This window comes from Mycobacterium sp. 2-64, from assembly GCF_035918375.1.
Lineage (GTDB): Bacteria > Actinomycetota > Actinomycetes > Mycobacteriales > Mycobacteriaceae > Mycobacterium > Mycobacterium intracellulare.
In genome coordinates this window covers 5,508,552-5,522,547 of record NZ_CP142361.1, presented here as the reverse complement: position 1 = coordinate 5,522,547, position 13,996 = coordinate 5,508,552, and the positions used below count along the sequence as shown (strand labels likewise).

The 13,996-nt window shown below is 64.1% G+C and carries 10 protein-coding genes; all 10 read left to right on the top strand.

The window, feature by feature from the left end:
• Nucleotides 1–209: 209 nt before the first annotated feature.
• Nucleotides 210–2,837 (top strand): replicative DNA helicase, encoded by a 2,628-nt coding sequence (gene dnaB, locus QGN31_RS25930; protein WP_014940938.1) that lies wholly within the window; start codon nt 210–212, stop codon nt 2,835–2,837.
• Between the two features lie 593 nt (nt 2,838–3,430).
• On the top strand, nt 3,431–5,155 hold the full coding sequence (locus QGN31_RS25925; RefSeq protein ID WP_014940939.1) for a KAP family P-loop NTPase fold protein: 1,725 nt from the start codon (nt 3,431–3,433) through the stop codon (nt 5,153–5,155).
• A gap of 252 nt (nt 5,156–5,407) precedes the next feature.
• Nucleotides 5,408–6,037, top strand: a complete 630-nt coding sequence (locus QGN31_RS25920) for a hypothetical protein (RefSeq protein WP_158020461.1) — start codon at nt 5,408–5,410, stop codon at nt 6,035–6,037.
• Nucleotides 6,034–7,311 carry a queuosine biosynthesis protein queC gene (locus tag QGN31_RS25915; RefSeq protein WP_083862972.1) on the top strand — a complete coding sequence of 426 codons (1,278 nt, stop codon included), beginning with the start codon at nt 6,034–6,036 and terminating at the stop codon, nt 7,309–7,311. The genes QGN31_RS25920 and QGN31_RS25915 overlap by 4 nt, the downstream gene beginning before the upstream one ends.
• Nucleotides 7,308–8,063: a TatD family hydrolase gene (locus QGN31_RS25910; RefSeq protein WP_043954212.1), complete on the top strand. Its 756-nt coding sequence runs from the start codon at nt 7,308–7,310 to the stop codon at nt 8,061–8,063. Before QGN31_RS25915 ends, QGN31_RS25910 begins: the two co-directional genes overlap by 4 nt.
• A 340-nt stretch (nt 8,064–8,403) precedes the next feature.
• Nucleotides 8,404–8,760 carry a hypothetical protein gene (locus QGN31_RS25905; protein ID WP_014940943.1) on the top strand — a complete coding sequence of 119 codons (357 nt, stop codon included), beginning with the start codon at nt 8,404–8,406 and terminating at the stop codon, nt 8,758–8,760.
• A 391-nt stretch (nt 8,761–9,151) separates the two neighbouring features.
• Nucleotides 9,152–9,892 (top strand): TnsA-like heteromeric transposase endonuclease subunit, encoded by a 741-nt coding sequence (locus QGN31_RS25900; protein WP_233425297.1) that lies wholly within the window; start codon nt 9,152–9,154, stop codon nt 9,890–9,892.
• Entirely contained in the window at nt 9,889–11,628 is a 1,740-nt protein-coding gene (locus QGN31_RS25895; RefSeq protein WP_202321301.1) for a DDE-type integrase/transposase/recombinase, read from the top strand. The genes QGN31_RS25900 and QGN31_RS25895 overlap by 4 nt, the downstream gene beginning before the upstream one ends.
• Before the next feature lie 108 nt (nt 11,629–11,736).
• Nucleotides 11,737–13,098 (top strand): Mu transposase domain-containing protein, encoded by a 1,362-nt coding sequence (locus QGN31_RS25890; protein ID WP_014940946.1) that lies wholly within the window; start codon nt 11,737–11,739, stop codon nt 13,096–13,098.
• On the top strand, nt 13,095–13,946 hold the full coding sequence (gene istB, locus QGN31_RS25885; protein WP_014941758.1) for an IS21-like element helper ATPase IstB: 852 nt from the start codon (nt 13,095–13,097) through the stop codon (nt 13,944–13,946). Before QGN31_RS25890 ends, istB begins: the two co-directional genes overlap by 4 nt.
• Nucleotides 13,947–13,996: the final 50 nt, after the last annotated feature.

Genomic DNA, 13,996 nt, shown 5'->3' with positions numbered 1-13,996 from the left:
CCGCTCAACACAGGTGTCGATGTATATGCACACACGATGCACAGCTTCATGAACAGCACCCCTTTTACCTAGTAGCCAGCAACGTCTAACGTCGTCCCGGCGCCGAGCGTGTGGGCGCTCTGAGGCGAAGGTGTCAGGACCTTGACCTACCCTCAATGTCGGTTGTCGAATGTATGTTCGGATGAGTGGAGCGCGGGAGAAGGGAATCCATGGCGGTCGTCGATGATCTGACGTCGGGCATGGATGCGTCGTCGCCCAGCGAGGACTTCGGGCGTCAGCCACCGCAGGACATGGCGGCGGAGCAGGCGGTGTTGGGCGGCATGCTGCTGAGCAAGGACGCCATCGCCGACGTGCTCGAGCGGCTGCGGCCCGGCGACTTCTACCGCCCCGCGCACCAGAACGTCTACGACGCGATCCTGGACCTGTACGGGCGCGGTGAGCCGGCCGACGCCGTCACGGTCGCCGCGGAATTGGACCGCCGCAACCTGCTGCGCCGGATCGGCGGCGCGCCGTATCTGCACACGCTGATCTCGACGGTGCCCACCGCGGCCAACGCGGGCTACTACGCGACCATCGTCGCCGAGAAGGCGTTACTGCGGCGCCTGGTCGAGGCCGGAACCCGTGTGGTGCAGTACGGCTACGCGGGCGCCGAGGGTGCCGATGTGGCCGAGGTGGTCGACCGCGCGCAGGCCGAGATCTACGAGGTGGCCGACCGGCGGACGACGGAGGATTTCGTTCCGCTCGAGGATCTGCTGCAGCCGACGATGGACGAGATCGACGCCATCGCGTCGAACGGCGGCGTGGCGCGCGGGGTGCCGACGGGTTTCACCGAACTCGACGAGGTGACCAACGGTCTGCACGCCGGGCAGATGATCATTGTGGCGGCCAGGCCTGGAGTCGGGAAGGCCCTGGCGTTGGATACGCCGCTGCCCACGCCGACCGGGTGGACGACGATGGGCGATGTCGCGGTCGGCGATGAGCTGCTCGGCGCCGATGGGAAGCCGACGCGGGTGGTCGCCGCCACCGAGGTGCTGCTGGGACGGCCATGCTACGAAGTGGAATTCTCCGACGGGACGGTGATCGTCGCCGACGCCGCGCATCAGTGGCTGACCGAGACACGTGCGTCCCGGAAGTCCGCGCAGGCGGCCGCCGCGGGCTACAACCGGTACAAGAATCAGCGCACCTTCGCGGCGGTGCGAACGACGGCCGAGATCGCCGGAACCTTGCGTTGCCCCACTCTGGACCGGCGACTGAACCACAGCGTGGTCAATGCGCGCGCACTTGACCTGCCGGATCGCGAGTTCTTGGTGCCCCCTTACACTCTCGGCGCCTGGCTCGGGGATGGCACCAGTGCCGCAGCCCAGATCACCGCGGCCGATCCTGAGATCATCATGCGGATCGAAGCGGACGGCATTGTGGCGGTTCCGTCGGAATCCGCTCGGTATCGGTACCACTTGCGACTCCCGGCTAGCGCCGAACAGGCTCCGCGCCAGTGCGTGGTATGCGGCAAGTCGTTCATTCCCCAAACTAGTCAGGTACGGACTTGTGGACGATCGTGCGGTGGCCGGGCACGGTTTGTCTCCGCCCCGGTGCCGGGCCCCACCTGCGTTCGCTGCGGGGGGCCATCCGCGGGGCTGCGGTTGTGCCAGAAATGTCACTCGACTGTGGGTACCTTGCAGGCGCGCCTGCGCACAATCGGCGTGCTCGGGAACAAACACATCCCGACCGAATACCTGCGGGGATCCGAGACGCAGCGGCGCGCGCTACTCGCCGGCTTGCTCGACACCGATGGAACGGTGACAGCGGGTGGTGCCGTGCAGTTTTCGGTCACCAACCAGCGGCTCGTGTGCGATGTCGCCGAGCTTATCGTCAGCCTCGGCTATCGCTGCCAAACCTCGGCCAAGCGCGTCCGGGGGCGCAATGAAGCGTCCAGCATCGCTTACACCCTGACTTTTTCGACGGAAGACAAAGTGTTCGCGTTGGAGCGAAAGGCCCTAGCGCACAAAGAGCGCCGCGCTGTAGCCGGCACTACGCGTTCTGGATCACGCTTCATTGTGGACGTCCGCCCGGTCGATACGGTTGCCGTGCGTTGTGTCGAAGTGGACAACGACAGTCACCTGTATCTGGCGAGCAGGGCGATGGTCCCTACTCATAACTCCACCCTCGGCCTGGATTTCCTGCGGTCGTGTTCGATCAAACACCGCATGGCCAGCGTCATCTTCTCGCTGGAGATGAGCAAGTCCGAGATCGTCATGCGGTTGCTGTCGGCGGAGGCGAAAATCAAACTCGCCGACATGCGTTCGGGCCGGATGAGCGACGAAGACTGGACGCGGCTGGCGCGGCGGATGAGCGAAATCAGCGAGGCACCACTTTATATCGACGATTCGCCGAACCTAACGATGATGGAGATCCGCGCCAAGGCGCGCCGGTTGCGGCAGAAGGCCGACCTGCGCTTGGTGGTGGTCGACTACCTGCAGCTGATGTCGTCGGGCAAGAAGGTGGAGTCGCGACAGCTCGAGGTGTCCGAATTCTCCCGCCAGCTCAAGCTTTTGGCCAAGGAGCTCGAGGTTCCCGTGGTCGCAATCAGCCAGCTCAATCGCGGTCCCGAGCAGCGCACCGACAAGAAGCCGATGCTGTCTGACCTTCGTGAGTCGGGATCGCTGGAGCAGGATGCGGACATGGTGATTCTGTTGAACCGGCCGGACGCATTCGAAAGGGACGATCCGCGCGGGGGAGAGGCGGATTTCATTCTCGCCAAACACCGTAACGGCCCGACCAAGACGGTGACCGTTGCGCACCAGTTGCACCTCTCGCGCTTCGCCAACATGGCGCGGTGACGTCCGACGTCTGTAGGTTCTTGTAGGTTCCCATCCAAGATGGCGGAATTCCCATCTTCGTGACGTAGAAATGGCGGATCCGCCATAAAGATGGGAATATCGTTAACTGACCTAAGCGTTAGCGCGTCCCTCGGCTGTAACCTACTCGCTCTCGGTGGCAACGTATCGGATTCGCGAATTGCGGTGTACACCAGGAGTGTTGACGATCGGACATCAGGCGGATGGCTGTAGCGACGGCCCTCGTGACGGCAAAGTGCATGGATATCAGCAGTTATCCATGAAAGCCAGTGGCGTGTCGCCCGACGCCGGCAGGGGGAGTGCGCATAGGCCCCGTTCGTGGATACCAGCGGTTATATATGAAGGTACTGCGAAGTGTCGAGTGCGCGGTCAGCGAAAGTCACTAATCCGGTCGCTCTGAGGGTGTCGCCGATGTCGGTGACGAGGTGACACCTGGGTTGCCCTGATGACCGACGTCGTGTCGCCCGTTCGCGCCGCATTCCTCGAGCGATATGCAGACACTTGCCGGTTCACCCACCAGGCGTGGTCATTTCAAGCACACTTGAACCTATGGATGAAACCGTGAGGGTCGGACAGTGACGGCCGATGAGTTGCGGTTGCAGTTGTGGGATGACAACCCAAGTCTGGTGGACTTCCTCGGTTTCGATGCCGTCGTGGCGCCGATTATCGCGGCAATAGGCACACCGGACATCGATCCGTTGGCCATCGGTGTTCACAGCCCCTGGGGTGGGGGAAAGTCGACGGTGCTAAATCTGCTCGAGAAGCAGCTGAGCGAGCAGCCCCAGTATCTAGTGGTCCGCGCCGACCCATGGCAGTACGACAACCACGATGACGTACGCGGTGATCTGATCGTCGAGGTTCTCGACCAGGTCGAGGCCCGTTTCAACGAACTGGGCACGGTTACGGGCGCGGTGAAGGACCTGGTCAAACGCCTGAGCTGGTCGCGCATCGGATTGACCCTGGGCAAGGGTGCGTTGACGATGCAGTGGAAGGTCGACGAACTCGTTGAAGCGTTCACGCCGCGCGGGCGCACAGATGACCGATCGATGGCCGGATTCAAAGATCAGTTCGCCACCCTCATCGACGGGTTGCCCCACGTGCAGCGCGTGGTAGTACTGGTCGACGATCTGGATCGTTGCCTGCCGCCGGCGGTGATGGCGACGTTGGAGGCGATCAAGCTGTTCCTGGCGGTGCCCAAGATGGTGTTCGTCATCGCCGCAGACCAGGAGATGGTGCGCGAATCGATCGCGGTCAGCCTCGGTGAAACCAACCGCAGCAACGCTTTCGCGGTCCGGTACCTGGAGAAGATCGTTCAGATCCCCGTTTCGCTGCCGCGGCTGGCGCCTTCGGACGCGGAGGCCTACACCGGTCTGCTTCTGGCCGCCGCTGAGGCGGCGACCCCAGACGACCTGGTCGCGCTTGCAGATCAGTGCTCGGCCCGCCGCAAGGAGGGTCTGCTACCCCTCCTGGGTGATCTCGGAGAGCTGGCGTGGAGCCCGACAGAGACGACGTTAGCGCTGGCAACGCAACTGGCGCAGGGACTGTCGGCGGATAGACTGGCCAATCCTCGTCAAATCAAACGTTTCCTCAACGCCTTCGGGGTGCGTCAGCTGGCGGCGAAGTCCCGCTCTGTCGACATCGAACCCGCCGTGTTGATCAAGATGTTGCTGCTCGAGGACCTATTCCGCTCGTCGTTTCAAACGTTGGCTTCCACGCCACCGGCGCAGCGCGCTGACCTTCTCAGCGCATGGGAACTGTGGGCCGCCGGTGCCGACATCGACGCTGAGAAGCCCGACGGCATCGCCGCGGAGACCCGCGACTGGGCCGCCGCGCCGCCTTCTCTCGCGACGAAGCGCCTCGACCGTTACCTGGATCTGGCCGCGTCGTTGATCAACGTGGGAGCCGGAGAGCAAGTGAGCGACAACGTCATTCGGCTGGTCAGCACGCTGCTCGGTGAGGGCGAGGCCGCCCGCGACGCCGCGTTGGCCGAACTGATCCAGCTGGGCGAGTCCGAGCAGCGTGCCGCCATGGAATTCGCGTTGCAGCAGGCCCGGCGGCTTCCCGATATCGACGTGCTCATCGAGATGGTCATCAAGTGGGCCGACGCGACACCGAGTCTGGTAGACCTCGTTACCGCCGCAGCGGATCAGGCGCTGCGTCGTTTGGGTCCCGGAGTGCCGCCCATGATGAGCGCCTCACCGCTCAAGGCCGAATACGCGGGCATCATCAGCCGTCTCGCGAACGACGACGGTGTCGACGAGATGGTCGGCAACGCGGCTCGCATGGAACTCGAAAACTAGATGGGCACATGCGGCGCGTACGGTGGCAGCGATTCCAGCGCGTGGAAACGCGTTCGTGAGGAATGGGGCGGGCTGGGTCCCGCGTCCGGCGATGACGATGCTGGCGGAAGCTCCGGTGGTGCGGCAGACCAGACAACCGAGAGCGGGACGGGAGCCGACGACGGCGGCGCTGCATACGACGCTCTGACCTCGGCGATCGCTTCGGCCCTACTCGGTGAGGACACCGACGCGCGTCGACGCAGGGTTCCCCCCGTGGCGCTCGGGTCGGTGCTTGCGCGTCGCGGCGGGGGCCGCGGGGGCGGAGGTGCTGGCGGAGGCGGCGGCGGAGTGGGGCCGCGCGGTGGCGGTTCGGTGGGGGGACGGCGCATCACCTCGCAGGCCGGCCGCGGCGGCGCCGCTATCGGCGCGGCCGCCGCCTACCGGGACCGTGACGCCAACGCCCTCGCCGAATACGGCCTCACCCTCGATGAACTGGACACGCTCACCCCACGGATGCGCTGCGCGCGCATCCTCGACGTCGCCATCGGCCAAGCAGGACACCCCGACGAACAGGCGATGCGGGAAGCATCCCTCGCACAGATCAAGGCATTGGTTTCCGGCAACGCAGAGGCCGCCGCCTTGTCCCCGGTGGAGGCCGTGCGGGACTTCATCGGCGAACTGTCGATCCGCTTGGGCCTCATCGAACTGCGCGACCAGATCCTGACGAACGCCACCTCCGTCGCGCAATCGCGACAGCGGGAAAAAGGTCTGCGGCAGTGGGTCAAAGCCAAAATCGCGGGCCTCAACCTGGCCCGCTACGGCCAGGTGTCCACCGGCCAGCTCCATCAACTCGCCCGCCAGATGTCGGCCGACGTCCTGCGTCTCCTACGGGGCCGACCATGACCAGCAGCGCCCATCTCGTGCGACCGAAGGGCGCTGCAGAGATCACAGCGGCGGGCTACACCGTCTTGGAATGGCCTTCCCGCCCGAAAGGCGCCACGTCGACGGTCATCTCCGATCTCGCCTGGAATCTCGTGCCGCTGCCCGCCACCACGGCGCGGGTCGCCGACCTGGTGCACGTGACCGCGGGTGCTTACATGGCCGACCGCAACACCGCGCGCGGTGTGCGATTCAGCCGCGACCTAGCGCTCAGGGTGGCAGTGCTAGATCCCGACGCGTGGAGCGACGACGTGCTCGACGTGGTTGCCGACCTCCTCGGATGGCTGACCGGAGACGTTTGGGACGTGACCATCACCCCCGCGCCGCGGATTGTCTTGCCGGACCGCTGGCCAAGCGAAAGCAACGATCGGCCGGTCAGCCTACTGAGTGGAGGACTGGATTCCTTCATGGGAGCGGTGCAGCTCATGCAATCCGGTCCCACACCCTCTTTGACGGGGCACAAGGACTCCGCTACTGCCGTACGCGCCGCGCAACGACGCACCTGGCTGTGGCTCGCACGCTCCTTCAGCCCCCCGCCGTCCTACACCCGCGTCGCGCTGACGCAGGCGGGACAGCGCATCGAGGCGTCAAGCCGCAGCCGCGCATTGATGTTCATGAGCCTCGGTGTCGCCGTCGCGACCGGCCTCGGCGCCCGAACGGTGGTTATCCCCGAGAACGGTTACACCAGTATCAATCTCCCGTTGCGCCCGAATCGTGGCGGCGCACTTTCGACCCGCTCCACCCACCCGGAGACGTTGCACCGATTCGCCGGCATCCTCCGGACGCTGAACATCGACGTGGCCGTCGAGAACCCATACGAGTGGATGACGAAGGGGGAGATGATGGCTGCTCTCGCAGGTAGCGCACCGCCCGATGGGTGGCAGACGGCCGCCGCGCACACCTTATCGTGCAGCAAGCTCGACGGCCGCTGGTTCGGAGCCCCGCCTTCCTTCAACTGCGGACTGTGTGTCCCGTGCATGGTGCGGAGGGCGACATTCCTCAAAGCCGACGTCCCTGACGGCACCACCTACGTATTCGACAACATCGCCCAAGACCAACGGCACAAACTCATTGAGGCGCGCCGCGGGGACATCGAAGCCGTCAAATACGCTATCGCCAGCGGTGTCGACCCCGACGCGATCGATGCGGGGACTTGGCCACCCGGATACGACCTCGACCGCGCCGAGCACTTGGTACAGCGCGGTCTCGACGAACTCGCCATGCTGGCACTGCCATGACAACAACCCACCAACTGCCCGCACTTGATTGCCACGCTCACATTGCACCCGATGTCACACAACGCCAACTCGCCGCCCTCGGGGGTGCGACCGTCTTCGCGGTAACCCGCGACCTCGACGAAGCCGAACTGGTCACCAAACGTCAAGACGAGAAACTCGTTTGGGGAATCGGAGTCCATCCAGCCATCCCCGCCGCAATCGCTGCCTACGACCCAGACCGCCTCCGCGCGCTACTCCCGCACTTCGCCTTAATCGGAGAAGTCGGTTTAGACCGCCGCACCCCACTTGACGACGGACGACGCGTCTTCACCGACATCCTCGCGGCGTGCAGGGATCAACCAGTGCTGATCTCTGTGCACGGCACGGGGCGAGCAACGGCGGTTCTCGATGAAATTGAACACCGGAGGCATCCCGGGCTGATACTGCACTGGTTCACAGGCGACCTGCGTGATCTGTCCCGCGCACTCGAAATGAATCTGTACTTCTCGGTGAACAATGCGATGCACGACACGCTGATCCAGGCGATTCCGCACGACCGCATACTTCCCGAAACCGATTTCCCCGCAAGGAAAGTCCGCACACAGCGACCCGGTCAAATCGAGCCTCTTGAAGAGAGACTCTCCAACCTCTGGAATCAAAGCGGTCCGGACGTTCGACACCGCTTGTGGCGCAATCTCAAAAAGCTCGCCATCGACAGCGGGGCGATCGAAACGCTACCTGAACACGTTGCTGACATCGTCGTGGCGACGTGAGCGAACACGGTGACCAGCGGTCACTGTGTTCGCTCACGCCTGAGGGCGTCCACCGCTCGGTGCCGATAGGGTGGTCGCCGTGAAGATGCTCAGTGGCACAGGCGAAGGCGGTGTCGTGGACATGGGCTCAATGCTGGCTCAAGGGCAGCAGCCGGCCCAAGAACCGACACATGTGTTCCTCCTCGAAGTCGCTTGCCCGGCCGATGGAGCGATACACAAGTCCGTGCATGTCAGCGTCGAGGGCGCGGGGCAACGGTTCGATCGACTCGCAGCCGACTGGGGTGCTGCTCCGGAAAACCTGACACCCTCTCTGCTCAGATTGCCGCTAGAGCCCTAGCCGATGCTCGCGGACGACGCCTTCTTGCGGCAACTCCCAACAGGCTTCGCGCCCGAGCAGGCCGTGCTCATCGAGACCTTGGTCGATTGCGCCGACGCCGTCGAAACTAGCTACGACGCAATCAGACTCACCGCTCTAACCCACGGCGACCAGGCCGCGCGATCCATGAATCACAGTGCCCGCGTGCGAATGTTCACCGATGCCTGGACCATCGTCGGCTGCATCCACGATGCCCGGCAGGTCCTGCAAGCCCTCGCATACCCGACTGCGGCGGCCCCGCAGTTCCAGACCAAGTACGAGATCGTGCCACCAGTAACGCAAGCCAGCCCCGATCGCGCGTGGTGCCACTGCGTCAGATGACGTCCGTGCATTTCATGGATAATGACGATTATCCAGGCGACCCGACGCGCGGCCCCGTCGAATGAGGACTCTCGATTCCAAATTACTGCGAATTATTGCTATTCGAGCTTTGGCACGATGTCGATGGCAACCGGCGGGTAGTGGATTTAGGGCGCTGGCGGTTCGCCGATCAACTGCCCGAGTGTCCTGTGATCGACAAGCTGGTGCACTGCAACGATTCGACGGGCGCGCCGATTCGGCTGGTTGCGAGTGTGTGCTGGATGCGTCCCACGCCGTGCTCAGATGTGAGGAAGTCTTGTAATTCGCCGCAAAGTTTCCGATGATTGCCACAGAACGCCGGTTGTGGTGCCGAGTGCCGTTTGGCAGCGCGTGTGGTGTTCGGAGCATCACGGTGTCGCTCGAGCCTACTGTCGACCTGAATACCGCGGCCATTGCCTATCGGCCTGCGGTGGGGGAAGAGCGGTCGGTACTTGCCGAGCGGGTGTCACCCGCTGCGCTGTTTTGTGCGGCCCCTTGGCGTACTTTTCGTTGGTATTTCGGGCAGCGCCATTATTCGGGAACCTATTGGTCTGCTACTCAGTGTGACCACGTCGTCTATGAGTCGCGGTTGGAGTTGGCGAATCTGCTGCTGGCTGATTTTGATCCCGCGGTACGTCACATTGTCGCTCAACCATTTCTGATGTCCGTTGAGGTAGATGGGCATGTGCGGAAACACATTCCGGACTACTTGTGGGACAGTGACTCCGGTCCGGTAGTGGTCGATGTCATCCGCAGCGAGCGGATGATTCAGCCGAAGGTCGTATTGTTGTGCAGCTGGACCCGTCAAATTGTGGAATCGTTGGGTTGGTCGTATCGGGTGGTGCATGAACCGCCCCGAATCCGCTTGTCCAACGTGCGTTTCCTGGCTGGTTATCGCCGTGACTGGCTGATCAATCGATCCCTCTTGGATGAGATACGTTGCGGCCTAGTGCGATTCAGTGGCATCTCGATCGCTGATGCCGAACAGACCGTCGACGGGTATCCGCATCAGCTGGTCCGCCCGGCGTTGATGCATCTGTTGTGGCGGCACGAATACTGCGCGGATCTCGACGTGCCACTTCGTCCATCAACTGTGTTGGAGGCACCTCGATGAAACGCGCGGGTGTGCGAATAGGTGTGGGAACGCGGTTCACCTACGAAGGAGAGCTGGTCGAAGTCGTCGAGACACATCTCGTCGGCGGGATACCGGAAGTGGTGACGCGCGACTTGCGGTCTCAGGCGGTGCGCCGATTCGCCCTTGATGAGCTGATGTACTCCGATAGGGCGCGTCTGCTCAGCGAGGACCTAGTCATTGAGGTCGCTGAGACCGGGGGTGATGTTGCGTCGGTGAAGTGGTCGGCTGTTCCCGAGTCGGTTCGCAGACAGGCGCGTGAGCGCGCCGCGCATGTGCGTGAGGCGCTGACAGGTTATAAGTCCGGGTGCGCATTGACAGCTTTACCCGGCGAGCCGCGTCCCCGCTATACGATAAAGCTGCCCAAACAAGATCGCATGACGGCCAAGGCAAGAGAGCTCGGCATCGGAATGCGAACTTTCGAACGTTGGGTCAGCCGCTACGAGACTGAGGGCGAAGTCGGATTGCTTTCGGCCAAAGCACTGCAACCGGCACTCGGTAGCAAAACCTTCGAGTTATTCGAGCAAGCCGCACTGGACGTCATGCGTGAACACACCGACCTGTCCAGACCGACGCGAGGCTACGTGGTCGCCCACGCGAAGGCACGCCTGATTGCCACCTACGGGGCCGGCGCCGTGCGGCTTCCATCCAAGACGACGGCTTACCGGATCCTAGAGAAGCTCGATCGTTTGTATCCGATTTTTACCCACAGCACTAAACGCAACCGAGACGTCGCCGCACGTCCCGTACTGCCGTACGGGAAGATGCATCCCACGCGCCCCGGTGAGTACTTGTTAATGGACACAACCCATCTGGATGTGTTCGCGATGGACCCACACACGCTGCGTTGGGTGGGGGTGGATCTCACCGTGGGGATGGATTGGTATTCCCGGTGTATCACTGGGTTGCGGCTGACTCCGGTGTCGACGAAGGCGATCGATGCCGCGTCGGTGCTGTATCAGTGTTTTCGCCCCACGCCGGCGGGCCGGGACTGGCCCACTGAGGCGGCGTGGCCGCCGCATGGCATACCGCGCTCGGTGCTTGTTGAGCGCGAGGTCGTGGATCCCAAAAGTGTGTTCGCGGCGACGCCGGCAATTGTTCCCGAGACCGTTGTAGTCGATCACGGAAAGATCTATGTCGGTGAGCATCTGACCAGCGCGTGCCGACAGATGGGCATATCGATTCAGCCCGCCCGGGTGCGCGTCGGCTATGACAAGGGCCCATTAGAACGGTTTTTCAGGACTATTCGGGAGGGGTTTCTGCAGGAACTGCCCGGATACAAAGGGCCAGACGTGTATTCGCGCGGGGTAGCGCCCGAACAAGACGCTTTCTTTTTCATCGATGAACTCGAAGCGCTCCTGCGCGAATGGGTGGCCACGGTGTATCACCGCCGACCCCACGATGGGATCGGGGAGCCGGGCTTGTGGGCATTGCGGCTATCCCCGGTGCAGATGTTCGAACATGGCATCGCCCGTGCCGGATACATCGAAGCACCGCGAGACCCGTGCCTGGCTTACCAGTTCTTGCAGGTGAAGTGGCGCACCATCCAGCACTATGGCATCGAGATCGACCACCGCGTTTACCGGGGTCCTGGCCTCATCGGATATCACGCCCGCGAAAAGAGCCCATACAAGAACCGCAAAGGACAGTGGCCCATCCACGTCGATCCCGACGATGTGCGGCAGGTGTTGACCGCGCTCACTGAAATTCCCCATTGACGCTCATCGAAATTCCCCACCCGTGTGGCTCCGCCGAGAAGGGCGGGCCTCCCTCGAAGCTGCTGGTGTCTGACGCCAGTAGCTCCACCGAAGGAGGCCCGCTTTCTCATGCTCACATGGGAGGACGATGTGGAAGTACATGCCCTACGCAAACGTGGTTGGTCGATCTCGGCGATCGCCCGCCACACCGGCTTCGACCGCAAGACGGTCCGCAAGTATCTGGCCGGTGACGGCGCACCCGGGGTCCGCGCCCGGCCCGACCCGGACCCGTTTGATCCGTTCATCGACTACGTCACCGCCAGGCTGACCGAGGACCCGCACCTGTGGGCCCGCACCCTGTTCGACGAACTCGAGGACCTCGGGTTCGGGCTGTCGTATCAGAGCCTGACCCGCAACATCCGGACCCGGAATCTGCGGCCCGTCTGTGAGGCGTGCCGGACGGCCACGCAGCGTCCGAACGCGGTGATCCCCCATGCACCGGGTGATGAAACTCAATGGGACTGGCTGGAATTGCCCGATCCGCCGGAATCGTGGGGCTGGGGCAAGACCGCACACCTGCTGGTCGGCTCGCTGGCCCATTCGGGCAAGTGGCGCGGCTATCTATCGCCGAGCGAGGACCAACCCCACCTGGTCGCCGGCCTGGACCGCGTCACCCGCGGTCTGGGCGGCGTCTCGCGGGTGTGGCGGTTCGACCGGATGGCCACGGTCTGCGATCCCGGTAGCGGCCGGGTGAGCTCCTCGTTCGCCGGGGTGGCCAAGCACTATGGCGTCTCGGTGGCGATCTGCCCGCCGCGGCGCGGCAACCGCAAGGGCGTGGTGGAGAAGGTCAATCACACCGCCGCGCAACGCTGGTGGCGTACCCTGGCCGACGACGTCACCGTCGAGGCGGCCCAGGCGAACCTGGATCGCTTCGCCCGGGTGCGTGGTGACACGAGGCTGCGGGCCACCGCTGATGGCCGCTGCTCGGTCGCCGTGGTGGCCGAAACGGAGCCACTACAACCAATACCGGCGCAGGCGTATCCGGTGATCGTTTCCGAGGCCCGCACCGCATCGCGCCAAGCGATGGTGTCCTACCGCGGTAACCGCTACTCGGTGCCCCCGGAGCTGGCCGCCGCCAACGTGGTGGTGTCGCATCCGGTCGGCGGTCAGTTCTGCGACATCGCCACCGCCAGTGGGATCGTGGTTGCCAGGCACCGGATGGCCGCCGACGGGCTCGGCGTCATGGTGCGCGACAACGGCCATGTCATCGCCCTGGACGCCGCGGCGATCGCCACCGCGACCACCGGACGGGCGCACCGCCGCAAGGAACGCATCCCACCCGGCCCGGCGGCCAAAGCCGCTGCCGCGCAACTGCTTGCACTCAAGCAGCCATCCGCCACCGCAATTGAAACGTCGACTCCGTCAACCGACTCCACCGTCATCGATCTGTCCGCTTACGAGCGGGCCGCCCAGAACAGGACCATCCAATGACCCCCACACCGCGCACCGGTAAGACCACCACCACGACCGAGGAATCGCCGTCGGCGGCGGCGAGCCGCTATCAGCAGCTACGCTCGCATCTGGCCGAGCTCAAACTGGCCGCGGCCGCTGAAGCCCTACCTGCCGTGCTCGACCAGGCCACCGCTGAGGGGCTGTCGCTGACCGTTGCCTTGGAGCGGCTGCTGGCCGTCGAGGTCGAAGCCTCCACCGCCCGCCGACTGGCCGGGCGGCTGCGGTTCGCCTGCTTGCCCACCCCAGCCACCCTGGCCGACTTCGACGTCGATGCTGCCGCCGGGATCGACCGCAAGCTCATCGACGAGCTGGGCACCTGCCGCTATCTGGAATCAGCGACCAACATCCTGCTCATCGGCCCGCCCGGCACCGGCAAGACGCACCTGTCCGTCGGGTTGGCCAGGGCCGCAGCCCATGCCGGATACCGGACGTACTTCACCACCGCCGCCGATCTGGCCGCCCGCTGCCACCGCGCCGCGATCGAGGGACGCTGGGCCACCACCATGCGCTTCTTCGCCGGCCCGACCCTGCTGGTGATCGATGAACTCGGCTACCTTCCACTGCCCGCCGAAGCTGCTTCGGCGTTGTTTCAGGTTGTCTCCCAACGGTATTTGAAGACCAGCATCGTGATCACCACCAACCGCGGGGTGGGTGCATGGGGAGAGATCCTCGGCGACACCACCGTGGCCGCTGCCATGCTCGACCGCCTGCTGCACCGCTCCGTGGTCATCAACCTCGACGGCGAGTCCTACCGGCTACGTGACCACCACGCCGCCGCAGAAACCCTGCGCCGAACCACCACCGGCACCCGCCAACAACTACACTGACCGCTGCTCACAGGTGAGGAATTTCGGCGAGCACAGCCGGGGATTTTCGA

Excerpts from the sequence above, each read along its gene's own strand:
- dnaB (WP_014940938.1), top strand. The coding sequence starts at position 210 with ATGGCGGTCGTCGATGATCTGACGTCGGGCATGGATGCGTCGTCGCCC.
- QGN31_RS25915 (WP_083862972.1), top strand. The coding sequence starts at position 6,034 with ATGACCAGCAGCGCCCATCTCGTGCGACCGAAGGGCGCTGCAGAGATC.
- QGN31_RS25910 (WP_043954212.1), top strand. The coding sequence starts at position 7,308 with ATGACAACAACCCACCAACTGCCCGCACTTGATTGCCACGCTCACATT.
- QGN31_RS25905 (WP_014940943.1), top strand. The coding sequence starts at position 8,404 with ATGCTCGCGGACGACGCCTTCTTGCGGCAACTCCCAACAGGCTTCGCG.
- QGN31_RS25895 (WP_202321301.1), top strand. The coding sequence starts at position 9,889 with ATGAAACGCGCGGGTGTGCGAATAGGTGTGGGAACGCGGTTCACCTAC.
- QGN31_RS25890 (WP_014940946.1), top strand. The coding sequence starts at position 11,737 with ATGCTCACATGGGAGGACGATGTGGAAGTACATGCCCTACGCAAACGT.
- istB (WP_014941758.1), top strand. The coding sequence starts at position 13,095 with ATGACCCCCACACCGCGCACCGGTAAGACCACCACCACGACCGAGGAA.